Source organism: Gilvimarinus sp. F26214L, from assembly GCF_054401055.1.
The window spans coordinates 76,908-91,375 of record NZ_JBTIYG010000016.1 but is presented as its reverse complement, the minus strand read 5'-3'; the positions used below and the strand labels follow the sequence as shown (position 1 = coordinate 91,375).

The window sequence follows — 14,468 nt, the reverse complement described above, 5'->3', positions numbered from 1 at the left end:
ATGCTTGAATAATGATCACTGCCGACAAGACAAACTGACTGTAGACACGCGCTTTCTCGAAAACGTTTTTCTACAGGCTCGTTACTCTGGGTCCGGTCCTGAACGGGCGTCAGGTGGTCCTGGCCGGCCTGTCTCCGGGGGATCAGCTCGTGGTTAATGGCCAGGTAGCGCTCCGGCCTGGCAGAGCGGTCACTGTTACGAACACGGCTTCCGCCCCTGCCGCAACGCACGCTGAAGTTTCGGCCCAATCAAACGCACAGGCGGGTCTGTAATGCTGCGGTTTTTTATCGACCGGCCCATCTTTGCGTCCGTAATCTCCGTCGTCATCATCCTGGCCGGCCTCGCCGCGCTGCGTCAGTTGCCGCTCGAGCAGTATCCGGAAGTTGTGCCGCCCCAGGTGGTGGTCACCGCGTCCTATCCGGGGGCCAGCGCCGCGGTAGTCGCGGACTCGGTGGCCGCGCCGCTGGAGCAGGAAATCAACGGCGTGGAAGACATGATCTACATGGATTCCACCAGCACCGATACGGGCACCCTGCAACTCACCGTCACCTTTGACATCGGTACCGATCCGGACCAGGCCACCATCAACGTCAACAACCGGGTTCAGGCAGCGGCCCCGCGTCTGCCGCAACTGGTGCGGGACATGGGTTTGCGGGTGCAGTCCCGCTCGGCGGACATTCTTCTGCTCGGCGTACTCACCTCCCCTGACGACAGCACGGGCATGCTGGACATTAGCAACTATGCCCTGCTCAACATGCTGGACGAACTGGTTCGCATTGAAGGCGTGGGTGACGCGAGCCTGTTTGGCCTGCAGGACTACGCCATGCGCGTGTGGCTCGATCCGGCCCGGCTGGCCAAGCACGAACTCACCACTGGAGACGTGGCCGCCGCCTTGCGCGAGCAGAACGCCGAATATGCCACTGGCCGTTTGAGCGCCCCGCCCAGCGGTGAGGAAGAGCCCTTTACCTTTACCGTCACCAGCGAAGGGCAGCTCACCACACCGGCGCAGTTCGAGTCGATTATCCTGCGCAGTGAGGCGGACGGTTCCAGCCTGCGCCTGGGCGACGTGGCGCGGGTGGAACTGGGCTCACAGGATTACAGTTTCTCCGGCACTTACAACGGCTCGCCAGCGGTGCCCTTTCGGGTTTATCTGGAATCCGGGGCCAACGCGCTCGACACCGCCGAGCGCGTTCAGGACGCCTTGAAGGACCTTGAGAAAAACTTTCCCCCGGGTCTGGAATACACCATCGCCTACGACACCACCGAGTTCGTGCGCATGTCCATCCAGGAGGTGGTGATCACGCTGCTGGTGGCCGTCGCACTGGTGGTGCTCGTCACTTGGCTTTTCCTGCAGAACTTCCGCGCAACGCTCATTCCCGTGGCGGCCATTCCCGTGTCCCTTATTGGCACCTTTGCCGGCATGCTGGCCATGGGCTTTTCCCTCAACATGCTCACCCTGTTCGGGCTCGTGCTTGCCATTGGCATTGTGGTGGACAACGCCATCATCGTTATGGAAAGCGTGGAAGACCTGATGAAAGAGCGCGGCATGTCCGCGCGGGAAGCGGCCATCGAAACGGTGCGGCGGGTCAGCGGCGCCGTGTTTTCATCAACACTGGTGCTGGTGGCCGTGTTCGCGCCCGTCGCTTTTCTGGAGGGGCTGAGCGGTGGGCTGTACCGCCAGTTTGCCGTCACCATTGCTGTGTCCGTAGTCATCTCCGGCCTGGTGGCCCTGACACTCACCCCCGCCATGTGCGCCGTGCTGCTGCGCCGGGACCAAAGTGAACCGAGCAAGTTTTTCCGCCTTTTCAATCGCGGCTTCGACAAGCTCACCAACGGCTTCACCGGTGTGGTACGCGCTTTGGTCAATCGTCCGCGAAGCGGCTTTGCGCTGCTGCTGCTCTTTTTCGGCGCCACCTGGTTTTTGATCGACCGCCTTCCCACCGGCCTGTTGCCGGCGGAAGACCAGGGCGTGGTCCGCGTACTCTCGCAGCTTCCGCCCGCCTCGTCGCTGCCCCGCACCGAGGCTGTGCGCGATCACATTTCCAATCAAATCATGGCCATGGATGAAGTCGAGGGTTACATCTCCTTCGCCGGATTCGACCTGATCAACGGCGTAATGCGTACCCATGCTCTGGGTGGTTTTGTCAGTCTTGCAGATTGGGACCAGCGCAGCGACCCGGACGAGAGCGCCTTCGCAGTCGCCGAGCGGGTGCGCCGCCTGGGAGCCAGCGTTCAGGAATCCAACGTGCGCTCGTTTACACCGCCCCCCATTGCCGGGTTGTCTCTCACAGGCGGCGTGGAAGGTTATCTGCAAGTGCGGGGCGATACGGACGTGGCCCTGCTCGAACGCGCCGCCGGCGCCCTGCGCAAAGCCACAGCGGAGCGCCCGGAACTGGCCGCCGCCAACGTGATGTTTGAAGCGCGCGTGCCCCAATACCACTCCACCGTAGACCGGGACAAGGCCAAAGCCATGGACGTGCCCGTCTCGCGCATCTACACCACCCTGCAGAGCACCATCGGTGCAAAGTACATCAACGACTTCTCCTACCTGGGCCGATTGTGGCGGGTGTACGTGCAGTCCGAAAGCGAGTACCGCCGCCAGCCGGAAGACCTGCGTCAGGTCTCCGTGCGCAGCGACAGCGGCGACATGGTGCCCCTGAGCTCATTGGTAACATTGGAACGCAGCCGCGGCGCCGACCTGCTGACCCGCTTTAACGGCTATCCGGCCGTGCGGGTAATGGCCAATCTCGCGCCCGGTTACACCAGCGGCCAGGCCAAAGCGGCGTTGGAAGAAGTAGCGGCGGCATTGGCTCTGGATGCGGATACCCAGATGGCGTGGGTCGGCGAGGCTTATCAGATTGACCAGGCCTCCGGCAGTGGCGCCGGGGCCTTTGCCATGGGCTTGCTAATGGTCTTCCTGATTCTGGCCGCCCAATACGAACGGCTCGCCCTGCCCCTGGCCGTGGCCACGGCCGTGCCCTTTGCAGTGCTGGGCGGAGCACTGGCCAGTTTGCTGCGCGGCTTCCCCAACGATCTGTACTTTCAGGTTGGTTTGCTGGTGCTGGTGGGGCTGGCGGCAAAGAACGCGATTCTGATCGTGGAATTCGCGGCCCAGAACCGCCGCGCCGGCATGGACTCAACCGCCGCCGCCATCAACGCCGCCCGGCAGCGCTTCCGCGCTATCATCATGACCGCCGCAACCTTCATCATCGGCTCCCTGCCCCTCATGGTGGCCGCCGGAGCCGGCGCCGCCAGCCGGCAGGAAATCGGCACCGTGGTGGTGGGCGGCATGATCTCGGCGAGTAGCCTGGCGCTGGTGTTTGTGCCCCTGGCCTACAAGCTGCTGGATGATTTGTCCTGTTGGTCGACAACCAGGTGAAAGAGCCAGCTCCGTAGCCGACATCCCAATGTTGGGCTACGGCCTTCGGCCTAACCCAACCTACAGCGCCGGCAAATCTCCGCAGCTTCGCAGGTTGGGTTAGCGAAGCGTAACCCAACAGGTCGAAACCGCAGCCCCTTCTTGATCAGCTTGCTGCGTTACCACGTGCTGTAAAAAGCGTTAAAAAAAAAAAATATGGCACAACCCCAGTTTCCAATAATAATTAGTGTGTTTCCCAACGCGATTCGCGACCATTAGCGATTCCCTTGCTTTCTTGTACTTAAGGTCTGCAAAAGCTAGACTCGACTTCCCCACCAAGGGTCCAATGGATCCTTTTATCGTCCAGTCACGAATCGATCTTAAAGTACTACTTTCTTCGTAGGGGCTTGCATGCTCTCTCGCGTTCGCCAAAGGGATTAACTCATGACCACTGCAACGGAAAATCAGATTCTTCGCAAAAACCTAGAGAAGTATGAAGGAAGAGTTAATCACATGTATCTGGATTCGCTCGGCTATGTCACGGTCGGGATAGGACACCTGCTTCCATCTCTATCATCAGCGCAAGCCGTGAAATTTCGGAACAGCAAGGGCATGCCAGCAACCAAAGACGAAATTCGAGTGGACTACGAGAACATAAAGAAGCAAGCCCCCAATCGGCTGGCCGGGATGTACAAACGGTTTACTAAGCTCACGCTTCCGAATTCTGAGGTTGATCGCCTGACGGATGATCACATCAAAAGTTTCGAGACGGAATTGCGGAGCATTTATTCCGGGTTCGACACCTTCCCTCGAAACGCCAGGCTCGCTCTGTTCGATCTAATCTTCAACCTGGGAATGCCAGCTTTGAAGAACAAGTGGCCGTTATTGAATGCTGTAATAGCAGCACGTGACTGGAAAAAAGCCGCTGACAATTCTCGGCGAGCTCCACCCGTTTCTGCAGAGCGCAATGTCTATGTGAAGAAACTGTTCGAAAGCTGCGCGAGTCCTGCGAAGCAGCCCCACAGAATTCCCGTCAAGCCTTAGCAAGGATCGATTCGTGCAGATTTTAATCAGGAAAGTAACAACCAGCGCATGCATATTAATGGTGCTGAATACGGGCTTGAGCGCTTGCGTCCCCCAGGCCGCCGCCGACTATCCGGTAGTGTGGTACCAGGGGTTTACGATGCCCGATCTTCTTGCGGAACCCGCGCAAGCCAAGTCAAAGGACGATTTAAACGGCTTGCTGACAGAGGACTGGTACTCGCCCATTGATGTTGTTGGCGAGCAGGATGCCACAGTTTCCACTTGGAGCAACTGCAATGATTACCTACGCAATGGGCGACGGGACGTCCGCACCGTCAGGGATTATGAAATGGGGCCATTTCTGGAGATCGCCGTCATGTGCCGTGCAACCAAGTTGTTAGCTGAGGCCGAGCCCGCCTCCGAATCCTACCTTCCTGCGGCCGTCATCACCACGGATAGTCCGGGCTCGTTTCCTGCCGATATTGCACTCCAGCTTTCCGCGGCAGACGCCGAGGCAACACGACACACCGCACAACGATGGAGCGACATCAACAGCAGGTTCCACGTGGTGACGGATTCAGTGTATAGCGCGGTATTCAACCATGACGGCGGACGGCAAGAGCTGGAGCTGATTGGCCGTGGCGACTTCAACGCAGACGGCATCGAAGACGCAATGATCATTTCTCGTGATTCAGCACCAGGTGGCGATTTTTTCAATATTCGCCTATTTGTCCTTTCGGTGGGCCCGCAAGGTCGTTGGTCAAGAGTTGATTAAACGTCGTAAAGACCTGGCATCGGCCTGAGATGCGTTTGCATTCTTCGATATGCTGTCGGCGAGTAGCCTGGCGCTGGTGTTTGTGCCCCTGGCCTACAAGCTGCTGGATGATCTGTCCTGTTGGTTGACAGGAAAGCCCAGCCAGGTGGAAGAGCCAGTTCCGTAGCCGACATCCCAATGTTGGGTTACGGCCTGCGGCCTAACCCAACCTACGGTGCCGGCAAATCTCCGCAGCTTCGTAGGTTGGGTTAGCGAAGCGTAACCCAACAGGTCGACAATCAATGTTGAGTTACGGCCTATGATCGGCAGTGAGAACGCGCCCTGATTTTGGGATTCAATCCCGCCGCTGTGGATCATCCAATAAAAATCAATAAAAGCAACATCGCTGTGGATATCAGCATAACCGTCGCGATCGCTTTATCCCGTCGAGTTGCTCGACTCCGGACCAGTGGAACGTCGATCATCGGATCGTCTAACCGGTTCAGGCGACCAACGGGAACAGCGATGGCCCATGCATACCACACAATACGCGCGCCGGGGCCATCCCATGGACAGGGGCGACGAATTCCTTCTTTTTTGAGTTCTTTTTCAATTCTTGCCATGCACATCCGCCCAAACACCAGCCAGGACGATAGTGCAACCACGGCGATGACGGCCGAAACCATAAAGTCAAACCACCATGCGTATCTTAGTGTGTCCCGCTTTTTTGAAATTCCGAGCAAACATCGGTGTGGTTCAAACAAATACCATTAACACAAAAGCATGTGTCGAGATCAAAAACACGAGAGCCCGGTACGAATCCGCTGCAGAAGCATAGTGGCGAACCAGCGGAACGTCGATCAAACGCATATCGAGTCGCTCGGCAATCCCTCGCGGCAGTGCTATGGCGTAGGCGTACAGAACAATGCGAGCGCCCGGGGCGTCCCACTGACACGGACGCGGAAAACCGTCTCGTTCAATGAATCGCTCGATGCGAGCCATACTGAATCGAGCGAAGACTAACCATGCCGCAAAAGTGGCGATCATCAGCGAACCGAAGGCCCAAAAATACCAGCTGTTTATCGACATATCCAAACTTCTAGAATATGTAGGTTGGGTTAGCGAAGCGTAACCCAACAGGTCGAAACTGCAACTTCTGCCCGATCAGCCTGCTACGTCTCATCCTGCTGCCATTCTACATAAGGCTTGTCCTTAACTTTGATCCATACCGCCAAATGGGCCAATTGAGGCAGTAGAAACATCGCCACGACTCCTGCCAGCGCTCCTCGGATCAGAAAACCCTCTCGGCGAAGGCCAAGTTCCTTCCTGAACACAATCTTCGGAACAGCGCCTGCCAGGAGAAAGAGAATCGACAGCGCAGCACCGAGCATGTACATGTCGCCCTTGTTGAACGTGACCACGCTTCCCTCCAGCAGCCCAAGCACCAGCAAGGCAACACTGTTTGCGAAGATCGTCAGCCCGACCAGAACGAGAACTCCCATTCCTGCGAGCGTCGTTATCATTCCCGCACGTGATTCGAGAAAGCTGGTCATCGTACAGCCTGCGGCATCATCGGTCAGAATGTATTGCCGATAATCATCAAGGCTATAAGCAGCCAAGTCGAAACCAGCAGCGAAACAGCCCGCAGTCGGTCGGCACGAGAGGCGCGTGCTCGGACGAGGGGAACGTCGTCCGGCCTATTGAGACGCCCCGCCGGAACCCCGATTGCCCATGCGTACCACACGATCCGCGCGCCGGGGCCGTCCCACGGACACGGGCGAGCGACACCTTCGTCCTTCAAGTCTCTTTCAATTCGCGCAACTGATAAGCGGCCGAAGAGCAACCACGATACAAACATTGCTATCATCGTCGTCAAACATGCCCAGTAGTACCAATTGTTTATCGACATTAGTGGCTTCATTCTAACCCCATGAAATCATGGCAAATTGAGATAAAGGACAAAAGGCAGCGAACGATGCGATCGGTGATTTGAGCACGGCCCCGAGAACCGCCGGCCACCACTCAAAACTCAAGAAGCAATCCACCTGCTATACAGATAATACCCAAAAGCGTGCTGAAAATTACGAGAATCAGTCCGCCAACACGATCGGCTGGTCCGGATAATCCGCGTACGAGCGACGCATCTATCAGCCGAATATCAATCTTCTGTGACATTCGTTTAGGCAGAATCATGACGTAAGCATAGAGCAGGACCCGGGCTCCTGGACCGTCCCAAGCACAGGGACGCGGTAAACCTTTACCGACAATGGTGCGATCAATGCGCGCCATTGTCAGTCGAGCAAATGCAAGCCAGGACACAAAAGTAACCATCGCGATATTCAACGCTACGAACAAAAACCAGTCTTTGCCTGTTTCCAGCATCATCTACTATCTCACCTATCCCAGGTCGTGCCGCCAGCCGCATTTCCGAACTCGAACCAACTCATGCGAGAAACAGTGATGATAAAAGACAAAGGGCGGAGAGTGATGTGCCCGATATTATCAGAATGAGCCCAAGGATTTTGTCGACGGGTCTGGCGTAACGTCGGACCAACGGAGCGTCGATTAAAGGGTCCCGTTCGCCTCTAGGCATTGCGATAGCATATGCATACCAGAGTACCCGTACCCCCGGGCCGTCCCAACTGCATGGGCGGGGAAACCCATCTTGCAACAGTTGTTTTTCAATGCGGCTGGTGGTGAAGCGCGAGTAGACCAGCCAGAGAGCAAAGGTGGTCAGCGCTGTTACCAATACAGAAAAAAGATACCAATCTTCTACGGTTACTAGCATGTTCGGTCTCAGTCGTATATCAGGCTGGCGAGTCGCTTACCGGCTTTATCGCCGTGATAAGCTGCGGTAGCTCCAGTTCGTAGGTTCGGTTAGCGAAGCGTAACTCAACAAATCGGAACCTAATGTTGGGTTACGGCCTGCGGCCTAACCCAACCTACAGCTGCTCTGGAGAATCTTTAATAAAAGGGTCGCGCAAATCGTCCATAGGTTGGGAGACAATACCAAGCTCGAGAATCGATCAAGAAAGATCGACCAACAAAGGAGCGACGAGTCCGAGCAGGGCAAGGGTTGGCGCCGAAGTAATAAGTACAAGTCCCAGTAGGCGGTCGTGGGGTCGCGCATACCTCCTGACCAATGGCGCATCAATGAGTACGTCCTTATCCCCCAGCGACATCACGAACGCGTTTGCATACCACAACGTTCGAACCCCCGGCCCGTCCCACGGGCATGGTCTCGGCAAACCGTCGCGCTTTATGGCGTGTTCTATTCTGGCCATGGACAATCGCGCGAAAACCAACCAGGTCATGAATGCGCATAGCGCGGTTATCAGGGTGATGAGGTAGAACCAATCTTCAAAGTATTGAAGCATCATGGGCGGCCCCGGTCATACATCCAGGCGGCAGCGTTCTTACTCAATCGTCTGCCCCGAATTTTAGAGAAACGAACCCACCACGCCTATCGCCAGGAATGCTCCAGAGGAAATCACCATAAAGATCGCAACTACCCGATCAGAACCGTTCGAGTAGCGCCTAACCAATGGTACATCGATAAACGGGTCATCCTTCCTGTTCAGTCGCCCAATCGGAAGCGCAATAGCCCATGCGTACCACACGATTCTAGCACCGGGGCCATCCCAAGGACAGGGACGGTCCAGCCCATCTTTTTTGATTTGATGTTCAATGCGCGCCATCGTCGATCGCCCGAACAAAAGCCATGAGATGAACGTCGCCATCATCGATACCATGAAGGCCCAATAAAACCAGCCATCCATGGATACCTCCTTTATGTCAGCGGCCGCTTCGCAAACCGCGAATCGCCTTCATTGCCAAATCATTGGCCCGGCGGGTGAGTGTTTCCAGCAGAAAGCGAAAGAAGTCCCTGGTCAGGTTCGCGCCGGAAGCCACTGGGATGCCCAAAACTTGCGTGACTTTGCGCATAAAAAGCTTTACGTAATCTGCGCAATTTTCCCCAACTTCAACCCCCCTGGCTAGCAACCATGCCACCTTGTCTACGAATGTATGGATTCCCATTCCGACCCACTGAATGCCATGCGCCAAAGCAGACAATTGCTTTGTCACCAGCCAGACCAAGGCATTCTCCAGCCATTCGAAGGTTTTTGTGCTCGCGGGGTTGTGGGGTGTTTTCGACTCCAACCAGGCCTTGATCATACTTTCATGGGTATGCAGTGGCGGCGCGCTAGTGAGGTCTGACCATCTTTTTCTTTCCAATTGGTCCGCGTAGTACTTCATCCTATGGGCCTCCCCACTGAGAATGGGATTTTCGCTCATCACGCGGAGACCGAAGCCGGGCATAGGATTATGCACATAGGGGTAAATCGGGACCATTGGCACCGGGTCGGTGGTGTGGAACACCCGGTGTATGTTCTGCGCCCCCAACTTTGTTGTTAGCATGAGGGAGAACATCGACAAGCCGACGCGGGGCTGACCAAACGTATAGAGTTTAACCGGGCGCTTTTGGTTGCGTATCGCCCAGTCCGCCGCCAGCGTGGCCACCGCCCCGCCCAGACTGTGGCCAAGACAATGAACGGTGCCCGTGCAATTGAACTCTTCCAGGGATTTTCTGATCTCCGGCAGCATTGCCGTAAACGCATGGTTAAACCCAATATGAACCGGCCATCCGCTTTTACCGCGCTCGAGACCAATGCGGGCGTCGGTCACAAAATCGGCTTTGTTATTTGCGGTTGTGGTCCCGCGGAAAATCAGAAAAACATCGCCTTTGTGCAGGCCTCCGCCCGTGGCGCATAAGCCGAATCCATCCTTGGCCGCTCGAAGAACATGGCCGCCGACTCGGGTTTTCATAACCTTCTGGCCCTTAGGCCCTGGCGAGAATATCGGGTCCGCCAAGAAAGCCCGAAATTGTCTATTATTTCCACTGTTTACGTCATAGATTCCCAGCGCGAGTCTTGCTGCATCAAACGGACTGAGTTCTTTTGTCATAGTCATCTTTCCCTGTTGATCGCTGCGTCAAGTTACTGCCCTGTTACAACAAAATCCTCCGGCATTCCCTCCCACCGACACCGAGTCATGATCTTGTTTACACCGATATTGAAGGCAATTTCGTCGTCGCTGACGTCACAGGTCAGCCCCACCACTTTACCTTCGGTTTCCGAGTACAGCTCTGGAGAGAACTTGTTGTTGTACCACAGCTCGTACATTTGCCCGTCTTCCTCTACATCGAGCGTCATATTGGCTGCAAATTGATCCAACATCGAAAGTTGTAGTTCCTCTTCGTGGGCCGGCAGTGAAAACGCGCCCCTGCTATCAGCGTAATGCTCCGTGGTGAGCCCCTCCTCGTTACCATTCCACCTTAACGTCCGAATAATTTTCGCGTTAGCCAGGGGCTGGCCATCTTTCATCAACACTCCGTCGAGGGGGGACGCGACTAGGTATGTTTTCGCTTGGGAATTGAACATGGTGTTCTCCTTTTTAGGCGCTTGTGCGGCATCACAACCGGTACCAGCGAGCAGAATGGGGGCAACGATACAAGCCATGATTATTCTTCCGATGGCGCAGCCACGGAAACGTCGGCAGCCTGCAGCGCCCATAAGGTCCACTGGTCGGTTTTCTGGCGACCTTGCTGAGAGGAAAAATGGCCCTGGCATGGCGAGTGGTCCTTCACGTTGGCGGAGTTGTAGAACGTTTTTTAATATGTGAGTGGAATTTCGTCCAATAACGGGGAGTTTGAGGCAGCTCACAGGACTGGGTTTATATCGCTCTTTGCCCTGATCACTGCGTAGAGCTTATCACGCGAAGAGCAATTGAAACGATAGCCTGTGCCGCGTGGCTGCTGCAACTTCGAAAGGGCGGCATCTCATGGGTGGCTACTGGTCCGGCAAAAGATCCGACAGCTTGCACGTCAGCCGAAGGCATATGGTTTCCAGCATGTCGACCGTAACATTCTGCTGGCAGCTCTCGATGCGAGCCAATGTAGACTGGCTGATTCCCAGTTTCCTGGCAAACGCCGCTTGCCCCAAACCCAATGACTGGCGCTCCGTGCGCAGGCGCTGGGCCAGAACGGCTCTGAAATGATGTTGCTCTCTACCCATAAGTGGGTTATAAAGCAAGGCTCGACCCACATGTGGGTAAATGGCTGGATGAGCCTTGCGGGAGAACCGGATGAGACAAGTTACCGCCCAGGAGGTGGATGCGGCGCTTGAGGATGAGCTCTACCTCCAGGCCGACAAACACCTGGCCCTCTGCACCGTCCAGGCCGCACTGGACAGCGGCGAGCAATCCCTGCCCTCCTCCGTCCGTAGCCACTATTCTCTGGTGATGGAGGAACAAGCTCGCGCAGCAAGGGGATCAGGTGGGCCGAATAGACCGAGAGCTTTTCCAGTTCCTCGTCGTGGAAGTCGATGACCTGGGAGATGAACTCGTAGAAGCGATTGAACGAGCGCAGGTTCTTCTTGAAGGTGTCCAGCACTTCCTTGGCTTCCTTGGCCTCTGAGGCCGTGCTCGGCATGTTTTATGGCGGATTCGCTGTCGCCCTGCTGGGCAGTCTTCAGTGAGAAACTGAGGAAATTATGTCGATGGTATCGACAGAACAACCCCACGTGTCGATAGCCTGCATATTTTTTAACATGACGTAAGCCGATCCTGAAGCATCGGCTATCCCCCTCCAGCTGGGGCGAAGGCCCTTTCCGCGCCGGGCTGGATGGGTCTCCCCTTTCACGGTGGCGGCTTGCGGCCGTCGGCGGCCACGGGCAAGAAGCCGTTAATCACACAATCCCGGCAGCGCCATTACCCACCGATAGGCGCCCCACCCGTATTACAACTTCCCACTTGCGATGAACCCGCGTCAAACCGAAGCGTCAGAGGGAGGCTGGCTAAATGGTTAAAGGACGAGGGAAGGCAAGACAATGAACCACAAAACACAAGCAGCCAATACGCTCAGCCCCGATGAGGTGGAAGAGCTCAACGCCCACTGGCGCGCGGCCAATTACCTATCCGTGGGGCAGATCTATTTGCTCGACAACCCCCTACTCACTGAGCCCCTGCGCCTGGAACACATCAAGCCGCGGCTGCTCGGGCACTGGGGCACCACGCCCGGCCTTAACTTCATCTACACCCACCTTAACCGGGCGATCCGCCGTCATGATCTGAACGTGATCTACATCGCCGGCCCGGGCCACGGCGGGCCAGCCATGGTGGCCAATACCTGGCTGGAAGGTTCTTACAGTGAGCTTTACCCGGATGTGGCGCAGGATGCCGAGGGCATGCAACGCCTGTTCAAGCAGTTCTCTTTCCCTGGCGGTATTCCCAGCCACGTCGCACCGCAAATACCCGGGTCCATTCACGAGGGCGGTGAGTTGGGCTACTCCCTGTCCCATGCCTTTGGCGCGGTGCTGGACAACCCGGACCTGATCGCCGTCTGTGTGATAGGTGACGGTGAGGCGGAAACCGGGCCGCTCGCCGCAGCCTGGCATTCCAACAAGTTTCTGAATCCGGCCACAGACGGGGCGGTGCTGCCGATTTTGCACCTGAATGGCTACAAGATCGCCAACCCGACGGTGCTCGCCCGCGTCAGTCGTGACGAGCTCACAAAGCTGATGATTGGCTACGGCTACGAGCCCTGGTTTGTGGAGGGTTCGGAACCTGGCGCCATGCATCAGGCCATGGCCGATACTCTGGAGCAGGTATTCGCCGATATTCGCCGCATTCAGAGTTTGGCCCGGGACCGAGGCAACGAGAGCCGCCCGCGCTGGCCCATGATTGTGCTGGTCAGCCCCAAGGGCTGGACGGGACCCAAAATGGTGGACGGCAAGATCAACGAAGGCAGTTGGCGCTCCCACCAGGTGCCGCTCACCGGTTTTGCCAAACACCCGGAAAAAATAGCCGAACTGGAAACCTGGCTGCGCAGCTACCGTCCGGAAGAGCTGTTCGACGAGGGCGGCAGACCGCGGCCCGTTGCCACCGCTTGCATTCCACAGGGAGAACGGCGTATGGGCGCCAACCCGCACGCCAACGGAGGCGCGTTGCTCAAGGACCTGCGCCTGCCGGATTACCACAACTATGCCGTTAATGTGCCTGCCCCGGGGAGTGTGATGGCGGAGGCCACTCGGGAGTTGGGAAAATTCCTGCGCGACGTGATGAAACGCAACATGGACGCGCGCAACTTTCGCGTGGTGGGCCCGGATGAAACCGCGTCCAATCGCCTGGACGCCTTGTTTGAAGTCACTGATCGCACCTGGCTTGGGGAACACCTGGACACGGACGAGCAGCTCTCACCCCAGGGCCGGGTGATGGAAATCCTCAGTGAGCACACCTGCCAGGGCTGGCTGGAAGGCTACTTGCTCACTGGCCGCCACGGTCTGTTTTCCTGTTATGAGGCCTTCACCCATCTTGTTTCGTCCATGTTCAACCAGCACGCCAAATGGTTGAAGGTGACGAGCACGGAAATTCCCTGGCGACGCCCTATCGCCTCGCTCAACTACCTGCTCACCTCCCATGTGTGGCGGCAGGACCACAACGGCTTCTCACATCAGGACCCGGGATTCATCGATCACGTGGTGAACAAGCACCCGGAAGTTATCCGTGTTTACCTGCCGCCGGATGCCAACACCTTGCTGTACGTGGCGGACCGTTGCCTGCGTTCTCGCAACCGCGTGAATGTGATCGTGGCCGGCAAACAGATGCAGGCCCAGTGGTTTGATATCGATGGGGCCAACAAGCACTGCGCCAGCGGTATTGGCATTTTGCCCTGGGCCAGCAACGATCGCGGCAGCGAACCGGACGTGGTGATGGCCTGCGCAGGCGACGTGCCGACCCTGGAAACCCTCGCCGCCGTCAGCATTCTGCGCGAACAGTTGCCGGACCTGAAAGTGCGTGTGGTCAACGTGGTCAACCTGATGACACTCCAGTCCCGGCACGAACACCCGGACGGCCTTTCGGATCGGGATTTCGACAGCCTGTTTACCACTAACAAGCCCATCATCTTCGCCTACCACGGCTATCCCTGGCTGATTCACCGGCTCGCCTACCGGCGCACCAATCACCCCAACTTGCACGTGCGCGGCTACAAGGAAGAAGGCACCACCACAACGCCCTTCGACATGACGGTTCGCAATGAAATGAGCCGCTATCACCTGGTGACAGATGTGGTGGACCGAGTGCCCTCGCTGGGCCAAAGTGCAGCTTACGTGAAGCAAATGATGCGAGACAAGCTTGTGGATCACCGGGAACACATCACCGAAGTTGGCGACGACCCGGCAGAAATCCGCGATTGGGAGTGGAAACCAGAGCAGGAACAGTGAACCCCACCGGGCCGGAGCAAATTGCTGAATATCCCCTGTTTCGATCAATGTA

The 14,468-nt window shown here is 56.9% G+C and carries 13 protein-coding genes; 5 read left to right on the top strand and 8 right to left on the bottom strand.

Annotated elements, in window-relative coordinates; translation table 11 throughout:
- Nucleotides 1–271 precede the first annotated feature (271 nt).
- From ACURWW_RS15420 to ACURWW_RS15410, 3 genes are all read left to right on the top strand, one after another.
- Nucleotides 272–3,379 carry an efflux RND transporter permease subunit gene (locus ACURWW_RS15420; protein WP_445617727.1) on the top strand — a complete coding sequence of 1,036 codons (3,108 nt, stop codon included), beginning with the start codon at nt 272–274 and terminating at the stop codon, nt 3,377–3,379.
- A gap of 423 nt (nt 3,380–3,802) precedes the next feature.
- Nucleotides 3,803–4,402 carry a glycoside hydrolase family protein gene (locus tag ACURWW_RS15415; protein ID WP_445617726.1) on the top strand — a complete coding sequence of 200 codons (600 nt, stop codon included), beginning with the start codon at nt 3,803–3,805 and terminating at the stop codon, nt 4,400–4,402.
- A gap of 13 nt (nt 4,403–4,415) precedes the next feature.
- A complete protein-coding gene (locus ACURWW_RS15410; RefSeq protein WP_445617725.1) occupies nt 4,416–5,156 on the top strand; it encodes a hypothetical protein in 741 nt (246 codons plus the stop codon).
- 353 nt (nt 5,157–5,509) lie between these two features.
- On the opposite strand, the gene ACURWW_RS15405 is transcribed toward ACURWW_RS15410, so the two are convergent.
- The 8 genes from ACURWW_RS15405 to ACURWW_RS15370 form a co-directional block, all read right to left on the bottom strand.
- Nucleotides 5,510–5,758, bottom strand: a complete 249-nt coding sequence (locus ACURWW_RS15405; RefSeq protein WP_445617724.1) for a hypothetical protein — start codon at nt 5,756–5,758, stop codon at nt 5,510–5,512.
- A gap of 133 nt (nt 5,759–5,891) precedes the next feature.
- Nucleotides 5,892–6,224: a hypothetical protein gene (locus tag ACURWW_RS15400; RefSeq protein WP_445617723.1), complete on the bottom strand. Its 333-nt coding sequence runs from the start codon at nt 6,222–6,224 to the stop codon at nt 5,892–5,894.
- An 83-nt stretch (nt 6,225–6,307) separates the two neighbouring features.
- A complete protein-coding gene (locus ACURWW_RS15395) occupies nt 6,308–6,754 on the bottom strand; it encodes a hypothetical protein (protein WP_445617722.1) in 447 nt (148 codons plus the stop codon).
- A 403-nt stretch (nt 6,755–7,157) separates the two neighbouring features.
- Complete coding sequence (locus ACURWW_RS15390) at nt 7,158–7,520, bottom strand: hypothetical protein (protein WP_445617721.1); 363 nt, start codon at nt 7,518–7,520, stop codon at nt 7,158–7,160.
- A 1,055-nt stretch (nt 7,521–8,575) separates the two neighbouring features.
- Nucleotides 8,576–8,914 (bottom strand): hypothetical protein, encoded by a 339-nt coding sequence (locus ACURWW_RS15385; protein WP_445617720.1) that lies wholly within the window; start codon nt 8,912–8,914, stop codon nt 8,576–8,578.
- 16 nt (nt 8,915–8,930) lie between these two features.
- A complete protein-coding gene (locus ACURWW_RS15380; RefSeq protein ID WP_445617719.1) occupies nt 8,931–10,100 on the bottom strand; it encodes a lipase family protein in 1,170 nt (389 codons plus the stop codon).
- Nucleotides 10,101–10,132: 32 nt separating this feature from the next.
- Nucleotides 10,133–10,654 (bottom strand): DUF6795 domain-containing protein, encoded by a 522-nt coding sequence (locus ACURWW_RS15375; protein ID WP_445617718.1) that lies wholly within the window; start codon nt 10,652–10,654, stop codon nt 10,133–10,135.
- A 330-nt stretch (nt 10,655–10,984) separates the two neighbouring features.
- Entirely contained in the window at nt 10,985–11,209 is a 225-nt protein-coding gene (locus ACURWW_RS15370) for a helix-turn-helix domain-containing protein (protein ID WP_445617717.1), read from the bottom strand.
- Nucleotides 11,210–11,279: 70 nt separating this feature from the next.
- Between ACURWW_RS15370 and ACURWW_RS15365 the strand changes: the two genes are divergently transcribed.
- Together ACURWW_RS15365 and ACURWW_RS15360 are read left to right on the top strand one after the other, a co-directional pair.
- Entirely contained in the window at nt 11,280–11,522 is a 243-nt protein-coding gene (locus ACURWW_RS15365) for a hypothetical protein (RefSeq protein WP_445617716.1), read from the top strand.
- Between the two features lie 500 nt (nt 11,523–12,022).
- On the top strand, nt 12,023–14,416 hold the full coding sequence (locus ACURWW_RS15360) for a phosphoketolase family protein (protein WP_445617715.1): 2,394 nt from the start codon (nt 12,023–12,025) through the stop codon (nt 14,414–14,416).
- The last annotated feature ends 52 nt before the right edge of the window (nt 14,417–14,468 follow it).

Excerpts from the sequence above, each read along its gene's own strand:
- ACURWW_RS15365 (WP_445617716.1), top strand. The coding sequence starts at position 11,280 with ATGAGACAAGTTACCGCCCAGGAGGTGGATGCGGCGCTTGAGGATGAG.
- ACURWW_RS15390 (WP_445617721.1), bottom strand. The coding sequence starts at position 7,520 with ATGATGCTGGAAACAGGCAAAGACTGGTTTTTGTTCGTAGCGTTGAAT.
- ACURWW_RS15360 (WP_445617715.1), top strand. The coding sequence starts at position 12,023 with ATGAACCACAAAACACAAGCAGCCAATACGCTCAGCCCCGATGAGGTG.
- ACURWW_RS15370 (WP_445617717.1), bottom strand. The coding sequence starts at position 11,209 with ATGGGTAGAGAGCAACATCATTTCAGAGCCGTTCTGGCCCAGCGCCTG.
- ACURWW_RS15380 (WP_445617719.1), bottom strand. The coding sequence starts at position 10,100 with ATGACAAAAGAACTCAGTCCGTTTGATGCAGCAAGACTCGCGCTGGGA.
- ACURWW_RS15405 (WP_445617724.1), bottom strand. The coding sequence starts at position 5,758 with ATGGCAAGAATTGAAAAAGAACTCAAAAAAGAAGGAATTCGTCGCCCC.
- ACURWW_RS15385 (WP_445617720.1), bottom strand. The coding sequence starts at position 8,914 with ATGGATGGCTGGTTTTATTGGGCCTTCATGGTATCGATGATGGCGACG.
- ACURWW_RS15415 (WP_445617726.1), top strand. The coding sequence starts at position 3,803 with ATGACCACTGCAACGGAAAATCAGATTCTTCGCAAAAACCTAGAGAAG.
- ACURWW_RS15375 (WP_445617718.1), bottom strand. The coding sequence starts at position 10,654 with ATGGCTTGTATCGTTGCCCCCATTCTGCTCGCTGGTACCGGTTGTGAT.
- ACURWW_RS15400 (WP_445617723.1), bottom strand. The coding sequence starts at position 6,224 with ATGTCGATAAACAGCTGGTATTTTTGGGCCTTCGGTTCGCTGATGATC.
- ACURWW_RS15420 (WP_445617727.1), top strand. The coding sequence starts at position 272 with ATGCTGCGGTTTTTTATCGACCGGCCCATCTTTGCGTCCGTAATCTCC.